This is a genomic window from Glutamicibacter bergerei (assembly GCF_054495185.1).
This window is the reverse complement of record NZ_CM137131.1, coordinates 2,669,623-2,685,851: the sequence shown is the minus strand read 5'-3', so window position 1 is coordinate 2,685,851 and position 16,229 is coordinate 2,669,623. Positions and strand designations below refer to the sequence as shown.

Genomic DNA, 16,229 nt, shown 5'->3' with positions numbered 1-16,229 from the left:
ACAAAAAGGCCACGATTTAGTTTAGGTCTGTGAACGAGTGCAGAAATCGGTTTGTCATCTGGTTTATGCGCTGTTCAATCTGCCCTGCGACAAGTGCGGTATTCGTCTAGAAGATGCTCGGCGCGCAACTTTGAAAGCACCAAGCGCAATGGATGATTTAGTGCATGAGGAGCAAAAGTGCGGCGACAAAAATAAAGAGTGTGCCGAAGACTAAATTCAAGATCTTAGCGCCACGCACCGTGGTGGTGAAACGCTGGAAGCTGCGTGCGGTGGCGGCAAAGAAAAACCACATGACGAGAATATCGACCACAATGATCGTACCGATATAGATGGCATACTGCGGGGCCAGTGGTTGGCCCGGTTGGATAAACTGTGGGGTGAAGGCCAGGAAAAACACGATGGCCTTGGGGTTCAGCAGGTTCACCAGAATTCCCCTGCGCACCATTGCCCAGCGGCCCGAGACGCGGGTTTGGGTCGTTGACTCTGAACTGACATCGGGTTTGGAAAGAATCATCCGAACGCCCAAATACACCAGATAGGCTGCGCCTGCGTAGCGCACGGCTGCAAAGATTGCCGGCGAACTGGCGACCAATATTCCCACTCCGGCGGCAACGATGATCACGTGAATGAGCAATGCGATCTGTTGGCCGATAATTCCCCAGATAGCTCCGCGGAAGCCAAGTCGCATGGCGTTGGTCATGGTGTTGATTGCCCCAGCGCCGGGGGTGAAGCTGATGATGATGGAGGCGCCGAGCAGGGAGATCCAAAGTGCAAGTGTCACCAGATTAGCTTAGGCGTTCGGTGTACTACTTTGAGACTTAGTATCGTGCTGTGACGCGGCGTCGACTATCGCACTGTCGACACCTTCGATAATCCGGCCCATAAAATCCGTAATCAGGGCAATCTGTTCAGCGTCGTAATGAGCTATGGCATCAAGCATGTTTTTGCCCAAGGGCATGAACATTTCTCGTCCGCCGGTTCGTGCCTTGTCGGTTAGCGCAATTCGCACCACACGGCGATCCTTATCGGTACGTTGGCGCTCAATGAACCCGATCTTTTCTAAGCGGTCAAGCATGGCGGTGGTCGCAGGCGAACTCAAATGCAGCTCGTGGCTCAGATCCCGAGGTGAGGGTGGGGTGCCTTGTTGCTGGTATTTCATGATGATTGACAGTGCATTCATGTCGGTGCGGTGAGTTCCGTGCAGGGCCCCGGTGGACTCAACGTATCTGTCGCTTGCGTGCGCAAATTCGCGCAGAAGTGCCACGAGCTGATGGGAGGGGTTATTGCTCATAAAAGTTATTGTATATGTAATAGAGTCATTCGATAATAGAGATACTTTACTGATAAGCTAAATGCGTCGTTAGCTTTCGACTCCCCACTATCTCACCGAGAAAAAGGATTGACCCGTGTCTCACGTGACAAAGCCGCACCGGCCCTCGAAGTTTAAGGGTGCGGGTATTCGAGTAATCGTGTACTCGCTGTTGGTGTTGATCTGGATAGCGATTGCTGGTGTAGGCGGTCCCACCTTCGGCAAACTTTCCGAAGTGCAGACCAATGACCAGGCAGCTTTTCTTCCCGCGACCGCAGAAGCGACCAAAGCGCTGGAATGGCAGAGCAAATTCCGTAGCTCTGACGCAGTCCCTGCAGTGGTGCTGTTTACCAGCGAGAATCAGCTTGACGCTGCTGCGGGGGAACAGTTAGCCAAGGGGTTTGCCGATTATGAATACCTCGATGGGGAGGTCACCGGACCATTCATTTCCGAAGACAAGCGGGCACTGGAACTTCTGGTTCCCGTCAGTGGTGAAGTCAAAGCAAATGTGGGCGTCGAAGAATTACGTAACCTGACCGCACAGCTGACCCCCGAGGGCGCTACCGCCTATGTCACCGGGCCGGCGGGTTTTGCCGCCGACCTGACCGAGGCTTTTGGCGGTATCGACGGGGTGCTACTCGGTGTGGCACTCGTTGCGGTACTGGTCATTTTGCTGTTGGTTTATCGTTCGCTGCTACTGCCGTTCACGGTATTACTCACCTCAGTGGTTGCCCTGTGTGCGGCCATCGTGACCGTCTACTATATGGCTGATGCTGGTTGGATCCGGTTGGATGGGCAATCTCAGGGCATTTTGTCTATCCTGGTCATCGGCGCCGCCACGGATTATTCCTTGCTGTTCGTTGCACGCCATAAGGAAGCCTTGTCCGAAGGACTGGACAAGTTCCAGGCAGTGTCCAAGGCTTGGCGCAGGTCCTTTGAACCGATCGTCGCCTCGGGTGGCACCGTGACCGTTGGCCTGCTGTGTCTGCTCTTCTCGGATCTGAACTCCAATAAAGCATTGGGCCCGATTGGTGCCAGTGGCATTATTTTCTCCATTATTGCCGCCCTAACATTCCTTCCTGCGGCGCTGGGTTTACTCGGACGTGCCGCCTACTGGCCATTTCCGCCGAAGGTCGCAGACCAAGGTGGGCATGCGGCAGTCAAGGAAGGTCTCTGGGGGCGTATCGCGAACTTCGTCGCGGCGCATCCTCGTCCCATCTGGATCTTCACGATCATCCTGCTGGCGGTAGGCGCCTTGGGAGTGACTGGGCTCAAAGCCCATGGAGTGCCGCAAAGTGAACTAGTTATCGGTGGTTCTGAATCCCGTGACGGACAAATTGCCTTAGGTGAGCACTTTCCTGGAGGATCTGGCTCGCCAGCAGTCGCGGTAGTCAACGAGGCTGACGCGGCCACCGTGCTGGAAGACGTCCTAGATGTCACCGGGGTGGATTCTGCTTATCTGCAAGCCGAAGATGGTGGACCGGCAATGGCACAACGCGGCGCAGCGCCGCAGGTGGTCGAAGGTCGTAGCCTGATCTCCATCACCTTGAGTGACGCTGCCGACTCGGACGCTGCCAAGGACACGATCGTTGCACTTCGCGATGCGGTCCACGCGACCGACGCGGAAGCACTAATCGGTGGCACTACGGCGACGCAACTGGATACCGCCGATACGGCACTTGCCGACTTGGCCAAGATCATCCCGTTGACGCTGGGCGCCATTCTGATCATTCTGATGCTGTTACTGCGTTCGGTGCTGGCTCCGGTGCTGCTGATCCTGAGCACCGTGCTTTCCTATGGGACGGCCATGGGCGTCAGCGCACTGGTATTCAACAACGTATTCAAGTTCTCGGGGGCTGATCCGGCCGTACCGTTGTTTGGTTTTGTCTTCTTGGTAGCACTGGGGGTGGACTACAACATCTTCTTGATGACCAGGGTGCGCGAAGAATCGTTGAAGCATGGAACGCGTGAGGGTATGCGTCGTGGCTTGAAGGTTACCGGCGGAGTCATTACCTCGGCAGGTGTGGTGCTGGCAGCAACCTTTGCAGCTTTAGGCGTTGTTCCAATCATGTTCTTGGCGCAGCTTGGGTTCATCGTTGCCTTTGGCGTGCTGCTCGATACATTCATCGTCAGAAGCCTTTTGGTCCCTGCTCTGGTGGAGGAAATTGGACCGAAGGTCTGGTGGCCTTCGAAGCTGGCCAAAGAGCCCGAAGAGACTAAAGAATCTGATTTAGTGTCTGAGATCTCCTGATTTTAGTCGATCTGACGGACTCCGGTACTGCCGGAGTCCGTCATTGGCCTGTAGAATAAAACTGTGCGCACTTCTTAGTGATTCGGTGATTCTCCCGAAAAACTCGGTGCGCATTCGTCGACAGTTTAGATTTCCCCCTTCCGAAGATCTTCACCAGCTGGTGTCTTTTCTTTGCATAGTTGCGGACTTCCTCCTGGCTCGGCGAAACCAAACGCCAAAACCGGCGTGCGAATCAGAGAGAAAGTTTGAGCATGACTGCAACTTTTAGCGCCCTCGGCGTGCCCGAAAACATTGTCAACGTCCTAGCTGACCTTGGCATTGAATCGGCTTTCCCAATTCAGGAAGCCACCCTTCCCTCCACTCTTGCCGGCGGCGACGTCTTGGGCCGTGGACAGACCGGCTCGGGTAAAACCCTTGCCTTCTCCATTCCAATGGTGGCCCGACTGGCTCAGCGTCCACAGCGTCGCAAGGCACGTTTCCCTCGCGCACTGATCATGGCTCCGACCCGCGAATTGGCGACTCAGATCGCCAAGGCCGTGGATCCGCTAGCCGCAGCCTCGGGTTTGCGCACCACCGTAATCTACGGTGGCGTCGCCCAGAGCCGCCAGGAAAAGGCCGTGAACGAAGGCGTTGACATTGTCATCGCTTGCCCGGGTCGTCTCGATGACTTGATCAAGCAGAAGGTCGTTGACCTGTCCCAGCTTGAAATCTCGATTCTGGACGAGGCCGACCACATGGCAGATATGGGCTTCTTGCCTGTAGTTCGCCGCATCATGGACCGCATGCCAACCGGCATCCAGCACATGCTCTTCTCGGCCACCTTGGACAACGGTGTGGACAAGGTTGTTAAGCGTTACCTGAGCAACCCAACCATTCACTCGGTTGATGCTCCGGAAGCCGCAGTGAACACCATGGAACACCACGTCTTCGTGATTCCAGCCGATGACAAGAAGGAACTGATCCGCATTTTGGCTCAGGGCACCGGTCGTCGCATCATGTTCATGCGCACCAAGCACCACGCCAAGAAGATGGCAATCGCCCTGTCTAAGGCAGGCGTCCCATCGGTAGACCTACACGGCAACCTGTCGCAGAACGCTCGTGACCGAAACCTAGCTGCCTTCTCCTCGGGTGAGGCTAAGGTTCTTGTTGCCACCGACGTTGCTGCTCGCGGCGTTCACGTTGACGGCGTGGAACTTGTTGTACACGTTGATCCACCGGCAGAACACAAGGCATACACTCACCGCTCGGGCCGTACCGCCCGTGCAGGCTCCAGTGGCACCGTAGTCACCATTTGCACCCCTGATCAGCAGGGCGACGTATCCACCTTGCTTCGCCAGGCTGGTTTGAAGGTTCCTTTTGAGAAGGTCAACCTGAACTCCGCAGTCGTGGCAGATGTTGTCGGCGAAGTGGCCGCACCGGTTGCTTATGTTGCTCCGGCACAGCCAAAGGCATCGCCACGCAAGCGCACCAGCGCTGGCGCCGGTAACGGTTCTTCGCGTGGTGGCAACGGCGGTAATGGTGCTCGCGGTGGCCGTCCAGGTCGCGGCGCTCGTTCCGAAGACGAAGGCCAGCAGAGCTCGAACCGTCGTCCAGCTCGCGGCGGCTCGGCCAACGCGGAACGTCCAGCACGTGGCGGACATTCGGCTAACGCCGAGCGCCCATCGCGCGGCGGGCACAACGCTAACGCGGAACGTCCAAGTGGTGGCAACCGTGCTCCACGTCAGGGTGGACGCGGCGACTCAGCTGGCGCACCAGCTGGCGGCGGTCGTTCACGTGGACCACGTCGTGCATCAAGCCCTGCTACCGGCGGACGGTAAGAACTAGTACGAAAAAGAACCTCCAGACAGCCAAAAGCTGTCTGGAGGTTCTTTTTGTAGTGGGGTTGCCGACCTGACCGGACAATGGGAATTGGAGACTTTTGTGCCGCATTGTGCAAACGTTTCCTATGTAAAAAGTTGGAAAAATACTGAAAAGTTTGATGTTTTCCCTGCATCCGAGTGTAAATGTTGGAAACGCTTGCGCTTGATGGAATTCGCTCAGTAGTGTGGGCTGAATCACTGGCGAGTCAGCTCTTATGGCTTGCCGCTCGTACCTTCGAATTCAATGGAGCATTTCGTGAACAGCAAAAGCGCTGCTTCCTCCGTGCGCAGTCAGCCACTGCCACCATACCTTCATAAACGTAGTTGGCGTCGTTGGGTCACCGCCTTGGCCGCAACCCCGATGCTGGCGCTCGCACCCATGGCACCCCTGGCTGGTATTCCCGCCGTGGCAGATGAAACTTCTGTGACTCTGGCCGGTTCTTTTCAGTCGTTGTTGGGATGTTCCGCTGACTGGATGGCTGACTGTGAAGCTACCAGCCTGCAATCCACGGACCAGGAAGGGCAATACAGCCTGGAAGTGGAAGTTCCGGCGGGGAACTATGAATACAAAGTAGCGTTGAACAAAAGCTTTGACACGTCTTATGGACTGGATGGGGGAGAAGAGAACATTCCCCTAGCCCTGAGTGCGGATAGCCGATTGCGCTTCACCTTTGATACGGCCACTGGGCTGACACAAGTTGTGCCACTGGACCTTCGCGGAAAATATTCAGATACTGATGCCGAATTGGTCGCTGCGCCGGTCAGGCAAGCCGGTTCTGGTGAGCAATTCTATTTCGTCTTGACAGACCGCTTTGCCAATGGCTCAACGGCTAACGACACCGGCGGTTTGGAAGGTGATCGACTAACCACCGGGTTTGATCCGACGGACAAAGGATTCTATGAAGGCGGTGATATCGCAGGCTTACACTCCAAGCTCGACTACATTCAGGGCCTTGGCACCAGCGCCATCTGGCTCACGCCCAGTTTTAAGAACATGCCGGTTCAGGGTAGTGGTGATGATGCCAGCGCCGGATATCACGGCTATTGGGTCACCGATTTCACTCAGATCGACCCACATCTAGGCACCAATGAAGAACTCTCCGAACTGATTGATGACGCCCACAAGCGTGGCATCAAGGTGTATTTCGACATCATCGTGAACCATACCGCGGATCTCATCGACAATAAGGAAAAGAAGTATTCCTACGTTGAGCAGTCTTCCCATCCCTATAAGGATGCTCAGGGTCAAGCCTTTGACCCGGCGGACTACGCAGGCAGTGATACCTTCCCAGAGCTAGACGCTTCCAGTTCCTTCCCTTATACCCCGGTTGTTTCTGACCAAGTCAAGAAGGTCCCCGACTGGCTCAATGATCCAACGCTCTATCACAACCGCGGGGACTCAACCTGGGAAGGTGAGTCGGTCACCTATGGCGATTTTCAGGGGCTTGATGACCTCATGACCGAAAATCCTAAGGTAGTCAACGGTTTCGCAGAGGTCTACAAGAACTGGGTGGACTTCGGAATTGATGGCTTCCGCATCGACACCGCAAAACATGTGAATTTTGAATTCTGGGAACAATGGACCAAACAAGTTCAGGACTATGCACGAGCCCAGGGTAAAGACGACTTCTTCATGTTTGGCGAAGTTTATGATGCCGATGCAAAGAAGCTTTCGCCCTACGTGCGTAAGACGGAAATGAATTCCGTCCTTGATTTCACGTTCCAATCTGCTGCTGCCGGTTTCGCGGGAGGAAATTCAGCCAAAACGCTAAGCACGCTGTTCTCGGCGGATGACTACTACACCACGGCAAACACCTCAGCTGATGCTCTACCAACTTTCCTTGGCAATCACGATATGGGGCGCATTGGGTACTTCCTGAACAACAGCAATCAGAAACTCAAACGTGATGAACTGGCCCATGAACTGATGTTCCTGACCCGTGGCCAGCCGGTGGTTTACTACGGTGACGAACAAGGATTTGCAGGCACCGGTGGAGACAAGGATTCTCGCCAATCACTGTTCGCTTCTCAAGTCTCGGACTATCAGAACCAAGAATTGATTACCGGAGAAAAGCTCGGAACCCAAGATCGTTATGACAGTGATTCTCCGTTGTACCAGCACATCGCGGCCCTTTCTAAACTTCGCGAATCAAACAAAGCGCTGAAGGGCGGGGCACAAGTAGAGCTATACGCCCAAGATTCCAAGGGAGTCTATGCATTCTCGCGTGTGGACCGTGACGAGAAAACCGAATACCTGGTGGCCCTGAACAACTCGGAAGAATCCGCTGATGTTGAGTTGTCGACTCTGACCTCCGACGCAACCTACTCAGCGCTCTATGGCGCCGAAGACAAACTCAGCAGTGCTGCGGACGGGAAACTCAACGTGACGGTGCCAGCGCTATCTGCAGTGGTTTATAAAGCTGACAAGAACGTAGATAGTGCTGCCTTCACACCTGAGATTTCCGCTCCAAAATCTGGGGCCGGGCTCAGCGGCGTAACACCCGTATCCGTGGATTTAGGCGAACAGGCGTGGGCTGAAACAAGCATGTCGTGGCGTGAAGTGGGCACCGAGAAGTGGCACCTACTGGGCGTGGCAGAAGACCGCACCCCACGAGTCTTCCACGACGTTTCATCGCTACCACAAGGCACCTTGGTGGAATATCGTGCCGTGAGTACCAATGCCGCAGGAGAACGCAGCGCCGCTTCCACCTATGCTTCCGTGGGCAACGACGTTTCCGGGTTTGCGAAGGAAAAACCGGCTGAATCGGATATCTCCATGGTCACCGTGCCGGGAAGCCATAACACCGAAATGGGTTGTGTCACCGACTGGGATCCGGCCTGCGAGGCAGCCAAACTCACTGAACAGCCTGGCGGGGTCTATTCTGGTGAATTCGATGTCCCAGCAGGGGACTATGAATACAAGGTAGCCATCAACGGATCATGGGATCTGAGCTACGGCGCTGGTGGTATTGCCGGTGGTGACAACCTTAAATATTCTCACGAAGGTGGGACCGTCAAGTTCTTCTTCGATCCCCGCAACAACATCGCACAAAGCGATCAACAGGGTCCGATGATCACCTTACCGGGAAGTTTTCAAGACGAATTGGGCTGTAAATCCGACTGGGATCCAACCTGTCTCGCTACTTTAATGGCGGACGCTGATGCTGACGGTACCTACGAATTCACTACGGAGAAGATCCCGGCTGGTACCTACGAATTTAAGGTGTCACACAACTTCGGGTGGGACGAAAATTATGGCGTTGACGGTGCCGCCGGAGGTGCTAACTACAGTCTTTCGGTAACCGAAGGAAAGCCAGTGAGCTTCAGCTACGACTCGAAGACTCACCTGTTGCAGTTTGGTTCTGACACCCAAACAGTCGCCGGCGTTGGTCAAATGAAAGCGCAGTGGATTTCCGCTGACACCCTAGCGATTCCTCGTGATCTAGGCACTGGTGAAAACTATGCCCTCTACGCTTCAAAGGACGCCAGCTTGAAATTGGAGGGAGAAGAGATCTCCGGTGCGAAGCCAATCGAGCTCAAAGAAATTATTGGTGGGTTGAGTGCCGAACAACGCAAGAAGTTCCCACACCTTGCCGACTACCGTGCCTTGCGTGTTGAGCTAGATCGCGAAGACGTAGCCTCTGCATTGCGTTCACAACTGGCATTGGCACGATTTGATGGCGAAGGGGATACCCAGAAACTCACCGCCTTCACCGGAGTTCAGAGTGCTGGTGTCATTGATGATCTCTATGCCAAGGCGCTTGACGATGTAGAACTCGGCGTGAGCTTCACCGGAAAACGCCCTACCTTTAGGCTCTGGGCACCCACGGCCCAAAAAACAACACTGCTGATTACTGACAAGAAGGAGAAGACTGCACGATACGCTGCTAGCTATTCGAAGGACAGCGGTGTGTGGACGGTAAAGGGTAAACCTCAGATGGCTGAGGCGAAGTACCGGTGGGAAGTTCAGGTCTTTGTCCCTGAAACGGGCAAGATCGAAACGAATATTGTTACCGATCCATATTCGGTTGCGTTGACCACTAATTCCACCCACTCGGTCGCGGTGAGCTTGGAAGACCCTCACCACCAGCCAAAACAGTGGCGTAAGGCCAAAGCCAAAAACGTCGAAAAGAACGTGGACCGCAGCATCTATGAACTGCAGATCCGTGACTTCTCGATTTCAGATGCTTCGGTGCCCGAGAATCAGCGGGGCCGCTACGGAGCGTTTGGAGCAAATGGGGCCGGGAGTAAACAGCTCAAACAGCTTTCCGAGGCTGGCCTGACTACCGTTCACCTGCTGCCAAGTTTTGATATCGCCACCATTGAGGAGGAACAGTCACAACGTGTTGAGACGGACTGTGATCTGAAGTCGCTGCCGGCAGCTTCCAGCAAACAACAAGAGTGCGTTACTGCCCACGGTGATGAAGACGGATTCAACTGGGGGTACGACCCCTTCCATTTCATGGCTCCGGAAGGTTCGTACGCCACGAACCCTGAAGGAGCGAACCGTGTCGAAGAATTCCGCTCGATGGTTGGATCCTTGCACAGCATGGGGCTAGAAGTAGTGCTTGATCAGGTGTTCAACCACACCGCAGCCTCGGGTCAAGCCGATCGCAGTGTGCTGGATAAGATCGTGCCTGGCTACTACCACCGACTTGATGCCACCGGGAAAGTGGAAACCTCGTCCTGCTGTCAGAACCTGGCCACGGAACACGCTGCGGCGCAGAAACTGATGGTTGATGCCCTGGTGGTGTGGGCCAAGGACTATAAGGTTGATGGATTCCGTTTTGACCTCATGGGCCACCACTCACGAGAAACCATGGAAGCCGTACGCAGTGCATTAGATGAACTGAAGCCGGGACGTGACGGAGTGGACGGCAAGTCCATTTACCTCTATGGCGAAGGATGGAACTTTGGTGAGGTGGCGGACAATGCTCGCTTCTATCAAGCGACTCAGGGGCAAATGAACGGTACCGGCATCGGGACCTTTAACGACCGACTGCGCGATGCCGTTCATGGTGGCAGTCCTGTTGATTCATCCTCAACATTCCGTCAGGGCTTTGGTACTGGTTTGGGAACGGATCCCAACGGTAATAAGGTCAATGGGAGCACCGAGGAAGCGTTGAAAGATCTCGGCCACGAAACCGACCTAGTGAAGCTCGGCTTGGCTGGCAATCTCGCAGACTTCGAATTCCTCGCTTCGGATGGCAGTGTGCACCGTGGTGATGAATTGGATTACCGCGGAGCGAAAGCAGGCTATGCTTCGCAGCCGGGAGAAGTGATCAACTATGTTGACGCGCACGATAATGAAACGCTCTACGACCTCACTGTGCTCAAGTTGCCACGAGATACTTCCATGGAGGATCGGGTGCGGATGAATACTCTCTCGCAAGCAACCGTGATGTATTCACAAGCTGTTCCGTTCTGGCATGCCGGAACCGAGTTATTGCGTTCAAAGTCTTTGGACCGAAATTCCTATAACTCGGGGGACTGGTTCAACCGCATCGACTTCTCCGGAGTGGAAAATACTTTTGGCTCGGGTCTTCCGCCCGAGGCAGATAACGGGGAGAAGTGGGATCTGATGGCTCCACTATTAGAAGACCCTGCGCTCAAGCCGGATGCCAAGGCCATGGCTGATGCTGAAGGGGCAGCCTTGGACTTGTTGCAGACCCGCAAGGAAGTTGGACTCTTGCGATTGGGCTCAGCTGATCTCATTGGGCAAAAGGTGAGCTTCCCGCTGGGTGGGTCTGAGGCTGAACCGGGAATTATCGTGATGCGCATTGACGACACGGTGGGTAAGGATGTCGATCGCAAGCATGACGGTGCCTTAGTCCTCTTCAATGCCTCGCCGAAGGAGAGCACGCAAAAGCTTGAGGAGCTGGTAGGTCACGACTACTCGCTTGCCAAGTCTCTTGCGAAAGGCAGTGATGACCGGGTGAAGTCAACTTCGTTCGACAGTGCCACCGGTGAGCTGACTATTCCGGCGCGCACCGCGGCAGTCCTAGTGGAACCTCAGGGCTCGGCTAAGTAGTAGAACGGAGCATTCCTACTGGACCATCTGTAGGGATTATTCGCAGGACCATTGTTGGTAGATGAACTGATCTAGCCAGTGTGGCAATCGAGTTTTTCATTGCCAAAGCGTCCACGCTGACAGCGAACAACCCGCTCTCGTCATCACGAGAGCGGGTTGTTCCATTGTGTCTGTAAATCAGTTTTGAGGGTCTTTGCGACGCCCAAAGACAAAGTAGGAAATGCTTCCTAGTACGTTGAGGCAACTGACCACGGCCCACAGTGGTTTTGGCCCTCTCGCCAGCTGAACGGGGCGTCGACGAAGATCGCACAAGGCTGCAAACATCAAAGTCAGCTCGATAATTCCAGCGAGGATGACAGCAACCTGGGTGCGGCGATCCAGCTCCCGGAAGGACCGTTTTTTCGGTAGGTTGAGGCGCCGGGAGCGCAGGGTGGATTGTCCTTGAATGCCTTGGGTGTCCTGTGTCTGAAAATTATTTTTCGGCATGGGAATCATTCTTGCCCTTTGTTCGTTGAAGAAGACAGAACGCAAAGTTGAGTCAAGTTCGCTCAAGTTAATTTGACAGTCAAAAAAGACAGTGAGTAAAGTTGAGTCCAGAACGCTCAACTGGGGTATCCGCCCCAAGCGTTAGTACTTAACAATTCAAGGCAAAGGAGAGCCAATATGTCGCGTGCAGTAGGCATTGACCTAGGAACCACCAACTCGGTCGTATCCGTGCTCGAAGGTGGCGAGCCAACCGTTATCGCAAACGCGGAAGGTAACCGCACCACCCCGTCCATCGTTGCTTTCTCGAAGAGCGGCGAAGTTCTGGTTGGCGATATCGCCAAGCGCCAGGCAGTGAACAACATTGACCGCACCATCGCTTCGGTCAAGCGTCACATGGGTACCGACTGGTCCATCAACGTGGACGAGAAGAAGTACACCGCTCAGGAAATTTCTGCTCGTACCCTGATGAAGCTGAAGAACGACGCCGAGTCCTACTTGGGCGAAAAGGTCACCGACGCGGTCATCACCGTTCCTGCATACTTCAACGATGCTGAGCGTCAGTCCACCAAGGAAGCCGGCGAAATCGCAGGCTTGAACGTACTGCGCATTGTCAACGAGCCAACCGCAGCCGCTCTGGCTTACGGTCTGGAAAAGGGTAAAGAAGACGAACTCATCTTGGTCTTCGACCTCGGTGGCGGTACCTTCGACGTTTCCCTGCTCGAAGTTGGCAAGGATGACGACGGATTCTCCACCATCCAGGTTCGCTCCACCTCGGGCGATAACCGCCTCGGTGGCGACGACTGGGATCAGCGCATCGTAGATTGGCTGCTGGCTCAGGCTAAGCAGAAGGGTGCAGACCTGTCCAAGGACAAGATTGCACTGCAGCGTCTGAAGGAAGCTGCTGAGCAGGCCAAGAAGGAACTGTCCTCGGCTACCAGCACCAACATCTCCCTGCAGTACCTCTCGGTCACCGCCGATGGCCCGGTTCACCTAGACGAGCACCTCTCGCGTGCTAAGTTCCAGGAACTGACCAAGGATCTGCTGGAGCGCACCCGCAAGCCATTCAACGATGTCATCAAGGAAGCCGGAGTTAAGGTTTCGGAGATCGCACACGTGATCCTCGTTGGCGGTTCGACCCGTATGCCAGCAGTGGCAGAGCTGGTCAAGGACCTGGCCGGCAAGGAAGCCAACAAGGGCGTCAACCCAGATGAGGTTGTTGCCGTTGGTGCAGCCCTGCAGGCTGGCGTGCTGAAGGGTGAGCGCAAGGACGTATTGCTCATCGACGTCACCCCACTGTCCCTGGGTATTGAAACCAAGGGCGGCGTGATGACCAAGCTGATCGAGCGCAACACCGCGATCCCAACCAAGCGTTCGGAGACCTTCACCACCGCCGAGGACAACCAGCCTTCGGTATCGATCCAGGTCTTCCAGGGTGAGCGCGAGTTCACCCGCGACAACAAGCCACTGGGCACCTTCGAGCTGACCGGTATCGCACCGGCACCTCGCGGCATCCCACAGGTTGAGGTCACCTTCGACATCGACGCCAACGGCATCGTGCACGTATCCGCTAAGGATAAGGGCACCGGTACCGAGCAGTCGATGACCATCACCGGCGGCTCCTCGCTGTCGAAGGAAGACATCGAGCGCATGGTTCAGGAAGCCGAAGCTCACGCCGAAGAGGACAAGGCCCGCCGCGAGGCAGCCGAGACCCGTAACGCCGCCGAGCAGGCAGCTTACTCGGTAGACAAGCTCATCAAGGACAACGATGAGAAGCTTCCAGAAGAGGTCAAGACCGAGGTTCAGGCCGACGTTGACGCACTGAAGGAAGCCTTGGAGAAGCAGGACAACGACGACGAGGTCAAGGCAGCGTTTGAGAAGCTTCAGGCTTCGCAGACCAAGCTGGGCGAGGCAATCTACGCCAACACCGCCGCCGAAGGCGCCGAAGCACCTGCAGGCGAGCAGGCTCCAAACGCTGATGAAGACATCGTCGACGCCGAGGTAATCGACGAAGACGAAGCCGACAAGAAGTAGGGAGCAAGGGAATATGTCCGAGGCACAGGACCAGAACGAAAACTCCGGCCAGGAGCCGGAGAACCAGCCAGAGGCAGCCGACGTGCAGCCAAACGCTGACGCCCTGGGTCAGGCCGAGGCGATCCTGAACGAGGCTGCTGCAGGTGTCGAAGAGGCACAGGCTGAAGTTACCGAAAAGGAATCCGAGCTTCGCAACGACCTGCTTCGTTTGCAGGCCGAGTACGTCAACTACCGCAAGCGCGTAGAGCGTGACCGGGTAGCAGTACGTGAAAGTGCCGTTCAGTCGGTGCTCGCCACGTTGCTGCCGGTGCTTGATGATATCGATGCGGCACGTGCTCATGGTGACTTAGCAGATGGCCCGTTCGCGGCTATCGCTAAGAAGCTGGACACGGTCTTGGCAACTCACGGCCTGGAACGAATCGATGAGGCTGGGGTCGAATTTGATCCCAACGTTCACGAGGCGTTGCTCCGCCAGCCGGTCCCAGAGATCCCAGCGGATCATGTGGGACAGGTACTGCGAGCCGGTTACCGTAAGGGAAACTACACCATGCGTGCCGCGCAGGTGCTAGTAGCCACCGGCGAGTAGCCACACATCTAGATAACGAAACTGCCCACTGCCGAAACCTCGACAGTGGGCAGTTTCAAATCGGTAGTCAAAAGAAAGGGGGCCCTGATGGCAAGTCAGGACTGGATCGACAAAGACTTTTACGCCATTCTGGGCGTCTCCAAGGACGCCAGCGAGGCGGACATCAAGAAGGCGTACCGTAAGCTAGCACGTAAATACCACCCGGATACTAATCAGGGTGATGCGGAAGCCGAGCGGAAGTTCAAAGACATCTCCGAGGCTAACTCGGTGCTTTCGGACAAAGAAGAGCGTGAGCAGTATGACGCGATTCGCGCTATGGGCGGCGGAGCGCGTTTCAGCGCCGGAGGCCCCGGCGGCGCACCAGGCGGCCAAGCAGGCTTTGATGACATGTTCTCCAACCTCTTTGGTGGGGGAGGGGCGCCACGCGGTCGCGGCGGACAACCAGATTTCTCTGATCTGTTCGGTGGCGGCGGTTTCGGTGGCGGCTTTGGACAAAGTGCCCCGCCTCGCAAGGGCGCGGACCGCACCGCAAGCACCACGATTTCCTTCGCCGGATCTATCAAGGGCACCACTATCGGTTTGCGTGAGCAAAGCGGTGAAGTCATTGACGTGCGTGTTCCTGCAGGAATCAAGGACGGTCAATCGGTACGTGTGCGCGGTCGCGGTCAGTCAGGACCAGCCGGAAACGGCGACCTGCTGGTGAAGGTGAAGGTTACCGAACACCCGTACTTCAAACGCGAAGAGAACAATATTCGTGTGCACGTGCCAATCACCTTTGATGAGGCCGCGCTCGGGGCAAAAATTCATGTGCCAACCTTGGATGGCGAAGAAGTTGCCATGAAGGTACCAGCCGGTTCAAACTCGGGGCGGACCTTACGTCTGAAAGGGCGCGGGGTGAAGACCTCCAAGGCGACCGGCGACATGCTGATCGTGTTAGATGTGGTCATTCCGCAGAACCTGAACGATAAGGCGAAAGCAGCCATCGAAGAGTTCGCGGCGGCTACCGAGGGTGAAGATCCTCGACAGGCGCTGGCTGCTAAGGCCAAGCTCTAAGCTAAAGATTGGCCCGATACGTGAGTGTGCTTCGCAAGGGGCACACTCACGTAGACAATACATTTATCCCCTACATTTGGGGGAGAAACGGAGACTGAGATTCATGGCCCACGAGTTCCTAAGACCTGTGTTCGTCATTTCAGTCGCCGCACAACTAGCAGATATGCACCCGCAGACCCTGCGCCAGTATGATCGCATCGGATTGGTCTCACCCAGCCGTCAATCGGGTAAGCAGCGACGATATTCCCAGCGCGACGTTTCACTATTGCGCCAGGTGCAGCAGCTGAGCAAAGAGGGCGTGTCGCTCGAAGGCATTAAACGCATTATCGAGCTGCAAAACCAGGTGTCTTTTCTGCAAAACCAGGTCGGCGAATTACGCGATGAATTGCGCGCCGTCCAGCAAGGCCAAACCCGTGTGTTCGCCGCCGGAACCGCCGCCGGAGATGTGGTTTCCATGGCCCGCGGAATGCGTCCGGCTCGCCGCGAACCAACGGTGACACTATTTACAACGCGCCGTGCCATTGGCAGATAGTTTTCCTCCGTTGGTCGTGTTCGGCTAGTAATCCGTCGGTAAAATCATTAGTCTCAAAACTACGTGATCCACCTCACCTATCGTGGGTCAC

General features: G+C 55.6%; 10 protein-coding genes. 7 read left to right on the top strand and 3 right to left on the bottom strand.

The features are described from left to right. Positions 1-157: 157 nt before the first annotated feature. Both ACX5K5_RS12480 and ACX5K5_RS12475 read right to left on the bottom strand, forming a co-directional pair. Complete coding sequence (locus ACX5K5_RS12480) at positions 158-781, bottom strand: LysE family transporter (RefSeq protein ID WP_096254255.1); 624 nt, start codon at positions 779-781, stop codon at positions 158-160. A 9-nt stretch (positions 782-790) separates the two neighbouring features. Continuing rightward, positions 791-1,291, bottom strand: a complete 501-nt coding sequence (locus ACX5K5_RS12475) for a MarR family winged helix-turn-helix transcriptional regulator (protein ID WP_096254256.1) — start codon at positions 1,289-1,291, stop codon at positions 791-793. Between the two features lie 115 nt (positions 1,292-1,406). Here ACX5K5_RS12475 and ACX5K5_RS12470 point away from each other — a divergent pair, with 115 nt between their 5' ends. From ACX5K5_RS12470 to pulA, 3 genes are all read left to right on the top strand, one after another. Next, the gene (locus ACX5K5_RS12470; RefSeq protein WP_459174459.1) at positions 1,407-3,560 is read left to right on the top strand and encodes an MMPL family transporter; all 2,154 of its coding nucleotides are present in this window, start codon (positions 1,407-1,409) and stop codon (positions 3,558-3,560) included. Between the two features lie 251 nt (positions 3,561-3,811). Next, complete coding sequence (locus ACX5K5_RS12465; RefSeq protein WP_459174458.1) at positions 3,812-5,377, top strand: DEAD/DEAH box helicase; 1,566 nt, start codon at positions 3,812-3,814, stop codon at positions 5,375-5,377. 298 nt (positions 5,378-5,675) lie between these two features. Continuing rightward, on the top strand, positions 5,676-11,450 hold the full coding sequence (gene pulA, locus ACX5K5_RS12460) for a pullulanase-type alpha-1,6-glucosidase (protein WP_459174457.1): 5,775 nt from the start codon (positions 5,676-5,678) through the stop codon (positions 11,448-11,450). A 177-nt stretch (positions 11,451-11,627) separates the two neighbouring features. On the opposite strand, the gene ACX5K5_RS12455 is transcribed toward pulA, so the two are convergent. Then, complete coding sequence (locus tag ACX5K5_RS12455; protein WP_459174456.1) at positions 11,628-12,056, bottom strand: PLD nuclease N-terminal domain-containing protein; 429 nt, start codon at positions 12,054-12,056, stop codon at positions 11,628-11,630. A gap of 57 nt (positions 12,057-12,113) precedes the next feature. Between ACX5K5_RS12455 and dnaK the strand changes: the two genes are divergently transcribed. The 4 genes from dnaK (at position 12,114) to ACX5K5_RS12435 (ending at position 16,138) form a co-directional block, all read left to right on the top strand. After that, on the top strand, positions 12,114-13,967 hold the full coding sequence (dnaK, locus tag ACX5K5_RS12450; protein WP_096257069.1) for a molecular chaperone DnaK: 1,854 nt from the start codon (positions 12,114-12,116) through the stop codon (positions 13,965-13,967). A 13-nt stretch (positions 13,968-13,980) separates the two neighbouring features. Next, positions 13,981-14,553: a nucleotide exchange factor GrpE gene (locus tag ACX5K5_RS12445; RefSeq protein ID WP_188685249.1), complete on the top strand. Its 573-nt coding sequence runs from the start codon at positions 13,981-13,983 to the stop codon at positions 14,551-14,553. Between the two features lie 87 nt (positions 14,554-14,640). Further along, the gene (locus tag ACX5K5_RS12440; protein ID WP_105675807.1) at positions 14,641-15,606 is read left to right on the top strand and encodes a DnaJ C-terminal domain-containing protein; all 966 of its coding nucleotides are present in this window, start codon (positions 14,641-14,643) and stop codon (positions 15,604-15,606) included. A 103-nt stretch (positions 15,607-15,709) separates the two neighbouring features. Next, positions 15,710-16,138 carry a heat shock protein transcriptional repressor HspR gene (locus ACX5K5_RS12435; RefSeq protein WP_096257066.1) on the top strand — a complete coding sequence of 143 codons (429 nt, stop codon included), beginning with the start codon at positions 15,710-15,712 and terminating at the stop codon, positions 16,136-16,138. Positions 16,139-16,229: the final 91 nt, after the last annotated feature.

Bases quoted from the DNA above. Each gene is read 5' to 3' on its own strand.
- ACX5K5_RS12445 (WP_188685249.1), top strand. From the start codon at position 13,981: ATGTCCGAGGCACAGGACCAGAACGAAAACTCCGGCCAGGAGCCGGAG.
- dnaK (WP_096257069.1), top strand. From the start codon at position 12,114: ATGTCGCGTGCAGTAGGCATTGACCTAGGAACCACCAACTCGGTCGTA.
- ACX5K5_RS12440 (WP_105675807.1), top strand. From the start codon at position 14,641: ATGGCAAGTCAGGACTGGATCGACAAAGACTTTTACGCCATTCTGGGC.
- ACX5K5_RS12475 (WP_096254256.1), bottom strand. From the start codon at position 1,291: ATGAGCAATAACCCCTCCCATCAGCTCGTGGCACTTCTGCGCGAATTT.
- ACX5K5_RS12465 (WP_459174458.1), top strand. From the start codon at position 3,812: ATGACTGCAACTTTTAGCGCCCTCGGCGTGCCCGAAAACATTGTCAAC.
- ACX5K5_RS12435 (WP_096257066.1), top strand. From the start codon at position 15,710: ATGGCCCACGAGTTCCTAAGACCTGTGTTCGTCATTTCAGTCGCCGCA.